This is a genomic window from Limimaricola sp. (genome assembly GCF_016125575.1).
In the GTDB taxonomy this organism is placed as follows: Bacteria; Pseudomonadota; Alphaproteobacteria; order Rhodobacterales; family Rhodobacteraceae; genus WGLM01.
Genome location: NZ_WGLM01000003.1, coordinates 1 through 11839, shown reverse-complemented (window position 1 = coordinate 11839; position 11839 = coordinate 1). Strand labels below are relative to the sequence as shown.

Below are 11839 nucleotides of genomic sequence, written 5' to 3'. Positions count from 1 at the left end.
GGGGGCGCCTGTGTGCCGGTAAAAGAATGGGTCTCAAGGTATGCGCCGCGTCGTTAGTATCGCGTCAAGTGCGCAAAAGATGATGTTGCGGCATGGACGCTCTCTTTGATGTGAACCCCTTGACGATCTTGTAAGGGCTTGGATGGGCTGAAGAATCGGCCTAGCGTTGTTGCTGGTGGGTTACCTGTAAATCCCGCATGCGCTGCTAGACATCTCGTTTTGGCGACGGCGGATACCTTCAACAGTTCGCACTTGATCTGTGCGGCAAAGCGTCTTCGTCTGCCAAGAGTCTGCCATGAACCACGTCTTTCGCCTGATCTGGAGCCGCAACCTGGGGATGCTGGTTCCCGTTCCGGAGGGTCTGAAGGCACCGGGACGAGGGCAGCGCGCGCTGCGGCGGCGGATCCGGCGTCTGGCACGCAAAGGCGTGCTGGGAACGGCGGCGGCCGGGGGGCTTGTGCTGGCGCCGATCGGCGCGCTGGCGCTGCCGACGGGCGGACAGGTGGCGGCAGGGGCCGCGACGGTGGCGCAGACGGGCGGGGCGATGACCGTCACGCAGACCAGCGACAAGGCGGTGCTGAACTGGCAGGGCTTCGGCATCGACCCCGGCGAGACGGTGACGTTCCTGCAGCCCTCGACCAGTTCCATAGCGCTCAACCGGGTGCTGGGCCATGATCCCAGCGCAATCTACGGCCGGCTGGACGCGACCGGGCAGGTCTTTCTCGTCAATCCCAACGGCATCACCTTCGCCCCCGGCGCGCAGGTCAACGCGGCGGGCATCGTCGCCTCGACGATGGGGATCGAAGATGCCGATTTCCTGGCCGGGAAATACAGTTTCTCGGGCGAGGGCGGGACGGTTGCCAACGCGGGTGAGGTGACGGCGGGCGAAGGTGGCTACGTCGCCTTCATCGGGCAGAGCGTCAGCAACGACGGCACCATCTCCGCGCCGGGCGGCACCGTGGCCCTGGGAGCCGGGGCGGCGGTCGACATGACGCTGGCGGGCAACACGCTGTTGTCGTTCCGGGTCAGCGCGGCGGCGCTGGATGCGGCGGTTGCCAATGGCGGGGCAATCCGGGCCGATGGCGGCGCGGTGATCCTGAGTGCGGCGGCCAAGAACGCTGTGCTGCAGACGGTGGTGAACACCTCGGGCGTGATCAGCGCGCGCGGCGTGCGCAAGGGGCCGGGCGGCACGATCCAGCTTCTGGGCGGGGGCGGCGGTGTCGCGGTCAGCGGCACGGTGGATGCGAGTGCCGCGCAGGGGCGCGGCGGCAGCGTGGTGGCGACGGCCCCGCGGGTGACGATCCGGCCGCAGGCGCGGATCAGCGCGACGGGCGGCGCCGGCGGCGGGACCATCGCGATCGGCGGCGGCTGGCGGGGCGGCGGCGGCATCGCGCAGGCGCGGCAGGTGACGGTAGAGAACGGCGCAGTGATCGACGCCAGCGGCACCGGCACCGGCAGCGGCGGGCAGATCAGCGTCTGGTCGGATGTATTCGACACGGCCTCGGTCACGCTCTCCTACGGCACGCTGCGGGCCAGGGGCGGCGCGCGGGGCGGCGATGGCGGGCGGATCGAGACCTCGGGCCACCGGCTCGACGTGACCGGCAGCACGGTCGATGCCGCGGCGGTGGCGGGCGCGGGCGGACAATGGCTGCTTGATCCCTACGACGTGGTGATCGCAGCCTCGGGCGCCAGCGGCACAAGCTTTAGCGATACCTTCACGCCAAGCGCGCCTTCGGTGATCCTGAACACGGATATCGAGACCGCGCTGAACGCGGGGACCACCGTCACTATCGAGACCGGCAGCGGCGGAAACCAGAATGGCGACATCACCGTCGCCGCGCCCATCACCTGGGACCCGGCCAGCGGCAACGTCAACGCCCTGATCTTCTCGGCGACGGGCTCGGTCATCGTGGATGCGCCGCTCACGGTCGCCTCCTCTGGCGGCGGGATGGGCCGTATCACGGTGCAATACGGGCAGGGCTCGACCAATGGCGCTGGCACATCCTTCGTCGTCAACGCGCCGATAACACTGCCCGCCAACGCGATCTTCGGCACCCAAAAAGGCTCGGCCGGGACAGCGGTGCAGGCCACCGTCCTAACCACGGCAACCGCGCTGCAGGACGTCGCGACGGGCGATCTTGCCGGATCTTACGTGCTGGGCAACAATATCGACCTGTCCGGCATCGCGAACTTCACGCCGATCGGGAGCACTTCCACCAACTTCACCGGCATCTTCGACGGTCTCGGGCATACCGTCAGCAACCTGACGATCACAGGCTCGTCCAGCTTCGTCGGCCTCTTCGGTGTCACCAGCAACGCGACGCTGCGCAACGTGGGCCTTGTCGGCGGCAGCGTGTCGGGGAACGGCTTTGTCGGCGCATTGGCGGGCGATGCAAATACCAGCGCGATCACGAATGTCTACGCGACTGTCGGCGTGTCGGGGCAAGTATTGGTAGGCGGGTTGGTGGGCGCCAGCGCGTCGACCGCGATCAGCGGGGCCTACGCGACGGGTGGCGTATCGGGCAGTTCCAACGTTGGCGGCCTTGTGGGCAAGGCCTTTCATGGGTCGATCAGCAATGCCCATGCGACGGGCGACGTGTCGGGAAGTCCGAAGTATGCCGGCGGGCTGGTGGGCGCCACCAGCAACGCCACGATCAACGATGCCTATGCGACGGGAGGCGTCACGGGCGGCAGCAACGCCGGCGGGCTGGTGGGGCAGGCCAAGTCCGGCTCGATCAGCAATGCCCATGCGACCGGCGGCGTCACGGGCCACCTATCCGTCGGCGGGTTGGTGGGGTACGCCAATTCCTCCACGATCAGCAATGCCTATGCGACCGGCGCAGTTACGGGCAACATCAGTGTTGGTGGGCTGGTCGGGACGACCTATTCCTCCAAGATCAGCAACGCCTACGCGGCCGGTGTGGTTTCCGGCAGCTTGAGAGTTGGAGGGCTGGTCGGGTCGAACTGGATCCGCTCAACGGTCAGCAGCGCCTATGCGACCGGGGCGGTCTCTGGCACCAGCAATGTCGGCGGGTTGGTTGGGTTGAACTATTTGTACTCCACGATCAGCAACGCCTATGCGACCGGGGCAGTCTCTGGCAACACCAATGTCGGCGGGCTGGTTGGGTTCAACACCTCCAACGGCACGATCTCGAACGGCTTCTGGGACACGACCACCCAGACCAACGCGAGCCTTCCCGGCGTCGGCAGCAGCGCGAACGGGGCGAGCACGAACAACGTGGCGGGCCTGACCACGGCAGGGCTGGCCACGGCGCTGCCCACCGGGTTCGATGGGGCGGTGTGGTCCAACAGCGACGGGCAGACCACGCCCTGGCTGCTGGCCAACCGCAGCTTTGGCACTGTCAGCGGGAACGTGATCCTGGGGTCGGACAGCAGCGCCGCGCCCGCACGTTACGACGTGATCGCCACGCCCGACCAGTTGCAGAACATCACCACAACTGGCCTTGCCGGGGCCTACGTGCTGGGCAACGACATCGACCTGTCCTCCATCGCGAACTTCACGCCGATCCGGAACGGCTCGACCGCGTTCACCGGCACGTTCGACGGGCTGGGACACACCATCAGCAACCTGACGATCACCGGCTCGAACAATAATGTCGGCCTGTTCGGCTACGCGAATGGCGCGACGCTGCGCAACGTGGGCCTCGTGGGCGGAAGCGTGTCGGGGGGCAGCAATGTCGGCGGGTTGGCGGGCTATGCGTATTCCAGTTCAATTAGCAATGCCTATGCGACCGGCAACGTGTCCGGGGGCAACGAGGTTGGCGGGCTGGTGGGGCACGCCAATTCCTCCACGATCAGCAATGCCTATGCGACCGGCAGCGTGTCAGGCGGCACCAATGTCGGCGGGCTGGCGGGCTATTCCTCTGGCGGCACGATCAGTAATTCCTATGCAACTGGCGATGTGTCGGCGACCGGGGGTGGTGCCGGCGGGCTGGTGGGCTGGGCCTTCTATGACAACACGATCAGCAATGCCTACGCGACCGGCAGCGTGTCCGGAGTCTCTTATGTTGGCGGGCTGGCGGGCTTTGCGTATTCCAGTTCGATCAGCAATGCCTATGCGACCGGCAAAGTGTCAGGCGGCACCAATGTCGGCGGGCTGGTGGGTTGGGTCGATTATGGCAACTTGATCGGAAATGCCTATGCGTCCGGCAGCGTTTCGGGCAGCGTCAACATCGGCGGGCTGGTGGGCTCTGGTTATGCCAGCACGATCAGGAATGTCTATGCGACCGGCATCGTGTCAGGCGGCACCAATGTCGGCGTGCTGGTTGGGTCCAACTCCAGCGGGGCTATCTCCAACGGCTACTGGGACACGACTACCCAGACCAACGCGAGCCTTCCCGGCGTCGGCATCAGCAGGAACGGGGCGAGCACGAACAGCGTGGCGGGCCTGACCACGGCCGGGCTGGCCACGGCGCTGCCCACCGGGTTCGACGCGAGCAAGTGGTCCAACAGCGACGGGCAGACTACGCCCTGGCTGTTGGCGAACCGCAGCTTCGGCACGGTCAGCGGGTCGGTGCTGTTGAGCTCGGACACCTCGGCCACGCCGGTGCAATGGCAAGTGATTGCCTCGGCAGACCAGTTGCAGAACATCAACGCGACGGGGCTGGGCGGTGATTACGTGCTGGGCCAGAGCGTGGATCTCTCCTCCATCGCCAACTTCATGCCGATCGGGAACGCCTCGACCCAGTTCACCGGTCAGTTCGACGGCCTCGGTTACACGCTGAGCGACCTGACCATCGACCGATCGACGTTGAACGAGGTCGGCCTGTTCGGATTTGCCTCCGGTGCCACCATTCGCAACCTCGGTGTGCTCGGCGGCAGCGTGACTGGCAACAACCACGTCGGCGGTCTGGTCGGGCAAAGCGCCAACACCGCGATCAGCAACGCCTTTGCGACCGTGACAATCGCGGGCCTTAACGGCGTGGGCGGGCTGGTCGGGTGGAACGTCTCGAACGCCAAGATCAGCGACGCCTACGCGACCGGGACGGTCACGGGCAGAAGCGCCCAGGTCGGCGGATTGGTCGGGTTGAACGATTCCTCTGGTATCAGCAACGCCTACGCGACCGGTGCGGTCTCGGGCCCCATCAACGTCGGTGGGCTGGTCGGTCTGAACGCTTACAGCGCCACGATCAGCAATGCCTATGCGACCGGTGCGGTTTCCGGCAGTACCATAGTTGGTGGGCTGGTCGGGCGTAACACGTCTAGCGCCAAGGTCAGCAACGGCTATTGGGACACGGCGACGGTGCCCACCCTGGCCGGTGTCGGGGTCAACTCGAACGGGGCCAGCACCACAAACGTGGCAGGGCTGAGCACGGCCGAACTGGCCACGGCGCTGCCCACCGGGTTCGACGGTGCGGTGTGGTCCAACAGCGACGGGCAGACCACGCCATGGCTCTTGGCAAACCGCAGTTTCGACACGGTCAGCGGTGCGGTGTTGCTGGGGTCGGACACCTCGGCCACGCCCGCGCCCTGGCAGGTGATTGCCACGCCCGACCAGTTGCAGAACATCAACGCGACGGGGCTGGGCAGGGCCTACGTGCTGGGGACCGACATCGACCTGTCCCCGATCGCGAACTTCACGCCGATCGGAAGCACTTCCACCAACTTCACCGGCATCTTCGACGGGCTCGGGCACACCGTCAGCAACCTCACGATCACCGGCTCGAACAATAATGTCGGCCTGTTCGGCTTCGCGAATGGCGCGACACTGCGCAACGTGGGCCTCGTGGGCGGAAGCGTGTCCGGGGGCGACTATGTTGGCGGGCTGGTGGGCGTTGCCTCTTCCGTTTCGATCAGCAATGCCTATACGACGGGCAGCGTGTCCGGCACCAAAGATGTCGGCGGGCTGGTGGGGCAGGCCAAGTCCGGCTCGATCAGCAATGCCTATGCGACCGGCGGCGTGACCGGCAGTTCCAACGTCGGAGGGCTAGTCGGGTTTAACTATTCCTCTTCCACGATCAGCAACGCCTATGCGACCGGGACGGTCACGGGCGATTTGGGCGTGGGCGGGCTGGTCGGGGTCAACACCTCCAACGCCAAGATCAGCAATGCCTACGCGACCGGCGACGTTTCGGGGTGGGCCTTTACCGGCGGGCTGGCCGGCTTCAACTCCAACGGCACGATCTCGAACACCTACGCGACGGGGACAGTGATCGGGACAAGCTATGTCGGCGGGCTGGCCGGCTTCAACTCCAACGGCACGATCTCGAATGCCTACTGGGACACGACTACCCAAACCAATGCGAGCCTTCCCGGCGTCGGCCTCAGCACGAACGGGGCGAGCACCAACAACATCGCGGGCCTGACCACGGCAGAGCTGGCCACGGCGCTGCCCACCGGGTTCTATGCCAGCGTCTGGACCAACAGCGACGGGCAGGTCACGCCCTGGCTGTTGGCGAACCGCAGCTTCGGCACGGTCAGCGGGTCGGTGCTGCTGGGTTCGGACACCTCGGCCACGCCCGCGCAGTGGCAGGTGATCGCCACGCCCGACCAGATGCAGAACATCAGTTCGACCGGGCTGGGCGGCGATTACGTGCTGGGCCAGAGCCTCGATCTGGCCTCCATCGCCAACTTCACCCCGATCGGGGACAACGTCACGACATTCACCGGCAAGTTCGATGGTCTTGGTTACACGCTCAGCAACCTGACCATCAAGAGGCCCTCGTCAAACTTTGTCGGACTGTTCGGCCATACCTATGGCGCCACGATCCGCAACCTCGGCCTGGTGGGCGGCAGCGTCACGGGCCAGAGCTTTGTCGGGGGATTGGTCGGCTCGAACTACAATTCCAAGCTTAGCAATGCCTATTCGACCGGTGATGTCAAAGCCACGTCGATTGCTGGCGGGCTGGTCGGGCGAAGCGCGGTTTCTTCCACCATCAGCAACACCTACGCCACGGGCACGGTGACGGGCACAGGTGCCAATATCGGTGGGCTGGTCGGGGCGAACGTCTCCTCCGCCGAGATCAGTATGTCTTACGTGTCAGGGACGGTTTCGGGCACCAGCAACATCGGTGGGTTCGTCGGCGTCAACTCCAACAGCACGATCTCGAATGCCTATGCGGTGGGCAGCGTAACCGGAACGGCCAACATCGGTGGCCTGGTCGGAGTCGGCAATGGCGGCACAATCTCGAACGCCTACGCAACAAGCAAAGTGTCGGCGGCCGAGAGCAGCCCCGGGGTCATCGGGGCCGTGCAGAACGCGGGCGGCTTCGTCGGAAAGGTTACAGGCGGCACCGTCGCCAATGTCTACGCGGCCGGCGCGGTGGCGGGCGGGGCCGGGTCCAGCAACGTAGGCGGGCTTGTCGGCCGTCAATCGGGCGGCTCCGTCTCGAACGTCTATGCCACGGGCGCCGTTTCGGGCGGGGCCGGCTCCACCGGCCTTGGCGGGCTGGTGGGGGCCGCGACGGGCGGGGCGCTCAGCAACGGCTACTGGGTCATTTCCACAACCGGGCAAGGCACAAGCGGCGCGGGCAGCGCCAAGACCCTCGCGGACCTTTCGGGTGCGCTGCCCACCGGGTTCGATGCCAGTCTCTGGTCCAACAGCGACAACTACAGCACGCCATGGCTGCTGGCCAACCGCAGCTTCGACACCACAAGCGGGCAGGTTCTGCTGGGCAGCGATACCGGCGCCACGCCGACCCCCTTCCAGGTGATCGCCACGCCCACGCAGTTGCAGACCATGGGCAGTTTCGGCCAGAACTTCGTGCTGGGCCAGGACGTGGACCTTGGCGGGATTGCCAACTTCACGCCGCTGGGCGGCTTTGGCGGCACGTTCGAAGGCGCGGGCCACACGATTTCCAACCTGACGATCGACCAGCCGACGATGGACCACGTGGGCCTCTTCGGCGGGCTGTCGGACTACGCGGTGGTGCGCAACCTGACGCTGGCGAATGTCGACGTTTCGGGGGCGAGCGACTCGGGCGCCTTGCACTATGTCGGCGCGCTGGCTGGTTCGACGCAGGGACCGTCCATCTACGGCTCACCCGGCACAGTCGTGTCGAACGTCACCGTCTCGGGCACGGTCAGCGGCGGGCTGACCACGTTCTCCCTCGGCGCTGGCGCGGTCCAGCTTTACAACGACACGCTCTACCAGGGAGTCGGCGGGGTCGTGGGCTGGGCCAATGGCGGCACGTTCACCAACATCACCTCGGCCGCCAATGTCTCGGGCGTCTACAATATCGGCGGCATCATCGGCCGCACCTTCCAGGCCCAACTCTCGGATTCCAGCGGCTCGGGGACGATCACCGGGGCCAGCGGCGGCAGCAGCAACGTCGGCGGTATCATCGGCCGGGCGAGCAATCACGGCGTCTCTTACGACACGCTGAGCAACGTCTGGTCGACCGGAACGGTCAGCGGCACCGTCTCTGTCGGCGGGCTGGTGGGCTACAACCGCAACCATTCGACCATCGCCAGTTCCTATTCGACCGCCACCGTCACCGGCATCGACCTGCCGGGACTGACGCTGTCCAATATTGTTGCAAACGGCAGCGCCTATATCGGTGGGCTGGTCGGGCGGACGACGAATTCGCGCATCACCGACAGCTACGCGACTGGCAACGTGACCGGGTCGCGGTCGGTCGGCGGCCTCGCCGGGTTGAACTCCGGCGGCGTCGAAAGCACCAATACAATCTCCACGCGCGCCGCCCGCGGCACGATCGTCGGGTCATACGCCACCGGCAACGTCACCGGCATCACCGATGTCGGTGGGCTGGTGGGCAACGATTTTCCGGGCAATGATTCCGTCTATTCGACCGTGACGTCGAATTCCTATGCCACCGGCACCGTCACGGGCGGCGCCTCGACAGGGGGCCTGATCGGCTCGACTGACAAGTATTCCACCGTCACCGGGTCCTACGCCACCGGATCGGTCACGGGCGGAACCTATTTCGGCACCTATTACGGCATCCGCCTGGGCGGGCTGGTGGGCAAGAACCGCGGCATCCTCTCGGACGTCCATGCCACCGGCGCGGTCACCGGTACCAATGCCGTCGGCGGGCTGGTGGGCCAGACCGCGGGCAACACGACCAATTCCGCGAGCATCGCCGACGCCTATGCCACCGGCGCGGTCAGCGGCACGGTCGGGGTCGGCGGGCTGGTCGGCAGGATCGGCAGCACCAATGCCAGCACCAACACACCCTATGCCACGGTCGCAGGCTCCTACGCCTCGGGGGCCGTCACCGGGACGGCCTCGGTCGGCGGGCTGGTGGGCAGCAACAAGGGCGGCGGCATCAACCAGAGCTATGCCAGCGGCGCGGTCACCGGGACTTCCAACACCGGCGGGCTGCTGGGACTGAACAAGACCAACGGCATGGTGACCAACGTCTATGCCACCGGCAGCGTCGCCGCGACGTCGGGCCAGATCTCGCGCAATCTCGGCGGGCTGGTGGGGCGCAACGATACTAATGCCGCGGTGTCGAACGCTTACGCGACTGGCCCGGTGACGCCCGGTGCCGCCGGCAGCAGCAACAGCGGTGCGCTGGCGGGCCTCAACAGCGGCACGATCGGCAACGGCTATTGGGACACGACAACCGCAGGCGCGACCGGGCTTGGCGCGAATGCCGGCACGGTGACCGGCGGCGGTGCCCTGACGACCGACGCTCTGGCAAGCAGTCTGCCCTCGGGCTTCGATTCGTCCATCTGGTCGACCTCGGACGGGCGGGTGACGCCCTGGCTGCTGGCCAACCGCATCTTCGACACGGTCAGCGGCGATGTCATCATGGGCACCGACACCAGCGCCACGCCAACCGCGTATCACGTGATCTACAACCCCGCCCAGTTGCAGAACATCAACATCACGGGGTTGGGCGATTCCTACGTGCTGGGCAGCGATATCGACCTTGGCAGCATCGCGAACTTCACCCCGATCGGGCTGGACACGATCACGGGGACCGACAGCAGGTACGACGGCACGCCCTTCACGGGGACGTTCGACGGCCTGGGGCACACCATCTCTAACCTGACGATCACCGGCGCGAACGATTACGTGGGCCTGTTCGGCAAGACCAGCAATGCCACCCTGCGCAATGTCGGCGTCGTGGGCGGCAGCGTTTCGGGCCAGTTTGCGGTCGGTGGTCTGGTCGGCTATGCCGCAGGCAGTAACAATACCATCTCGAATGCCTTCGCGACCGTCGATGTTTCGGGCGGGGAGCGGACAGGCAGCACCAACTATGTCGGCTATATCGGCGGGCTGGTCGGGATAAACCACGGCACGATCTCGGGTGCCTACGCGACGGGCAGCGTAATCGCTGGAAACGCTTCGAGGTACCTGGGCGGGCTTGCCGGTGAAAACTGGCAGACCGGCAAGATTTCCAATGCCTACGCCACTGGAGGCGTCACCGCCGGGGACCAGGCCAGCTATGTTGGCGGCCTGGTCGGTGCGAACGACGTTGGCGCCCGGATCAGCAACGCCTACGCGGCAGGCAGCGTGACGACGGGAAAATCCGGGGATCACATCGGCGGACTCGCCGGCTGGAATTATAACGGAAGCAAGATCAGCAACGCCTACGCAACCGGTGGCGTGTCGGTCGGTAGCAATTCCGGGCCAGTCGGCGGGTTGGTCGGGGCGAACTACGGAACCAACACCACGATCGCTAACGTCTATGCCTCGGGTCCCGTGACGTTCGATCTTGTTGCGTTCCCCTATGGGGCTCTGGTCGGGTCAAACGCTGCGGGCGCGACGGTCACGAATGGTTACTGGAGCACCAATACCACGGGCGTGGCCAGCGACGGCCCCGGCGTCACCGGCAGCAAAGGGCTGAGCACGGCGCAAATGATGCAGCAGGCCAGTTTCACCGGGTTCGACTTCACGTCGCCCACTTGGGTTATCTACGAGGGGCATACCGCGCCGCTGCTCGGCGTCTTCATGACCCCGGCTACGGTCGTCAGCACGACGCAGCACGTCACCTATGACGGGCAGGCGCATACCGGTACGGTTCAGGTCAAGCCTTCGGGCGTTGCGCCGGGCGGGGCGCTGTTTGGGCAGTCGGGCACGGTCAACGGGGCTGATGCGGGCTTTGGCGCGCCGGTCGATGCGGGCACATACACGGTGACGATCTGGTCTGATCAGCAGGGCTACCTGCTCGACACGACCAGCGCGACGCTGACGATCGACAAGCGGGTGCTGACCGGGAGCATCGCCACGGGGTCTTCGACCTATGGCGACGTGCTCGCACCGGGTGCGGTATCGTTCAGCAACCTTGTCTCGGGTGATGACGTGAGCGCCTCGGTCAAGGTGGATACCACCAGCAACCTGTCGGGAAGCAGCAACCTCAAGGCCGGGAGCTACACGGGGATCGAGAGCGTCTCGGCCCTGACCGGGGCGGATGCGGGGAACTACAGTATTGGCACGATCTCGGGCGATTACGAGGTCGCCAAGCTTGCGCTGAGCGGGACCATCGCGACGGGGTCGTCGACCTATGGCGAGACGCTGGCGCCGGGGGCGGTGAGCTTTACCAACCTCGTCTCGGGCGACACGGTCGATGGCACGGTGGACGTGGATACCACCAGCAACCAGTCGGGGAGCAGCAACTTGAAGGCCGGCAGCTACACGGGCATCGAGAGCGTCTCGGCCCTGACCGGGGCGGATGCGGGGAACTACAGCATCGGCACGATCTCGGGCGACTACGAAGTCGCGAAGCTTGCGCTGACCGGGACCATCGCGACGGGGTCGTCGACCTATGGCGAGACGCTGGCGCCGGGGGCGGTGAGCTTTGCCAACCTCGTCTCGGGCGACACGGTCGATGGCACGGTGGACGTGGACACGACGGGGAACCTGTCGGGGAGCAGCAACCTCAAGGCCGGCAGCTACACGGGCATCGAG

The 11839-nt window shown here is 66.0% G+C and carries 1 protein-coding gene; it reads left to right on the top strand.

Annotation, left to right across the window (positions count from 1 at the left end):
• Positions 1-295: 295 nt before the first annotated feature.
• The coding region (locus tag GC146_RS05955; RefSeq protein ID WP_291835806.1) for a GLUG motif-containing protein at positions 296-11839 on the top strand (11544 nt) is incomplete at its 3' end.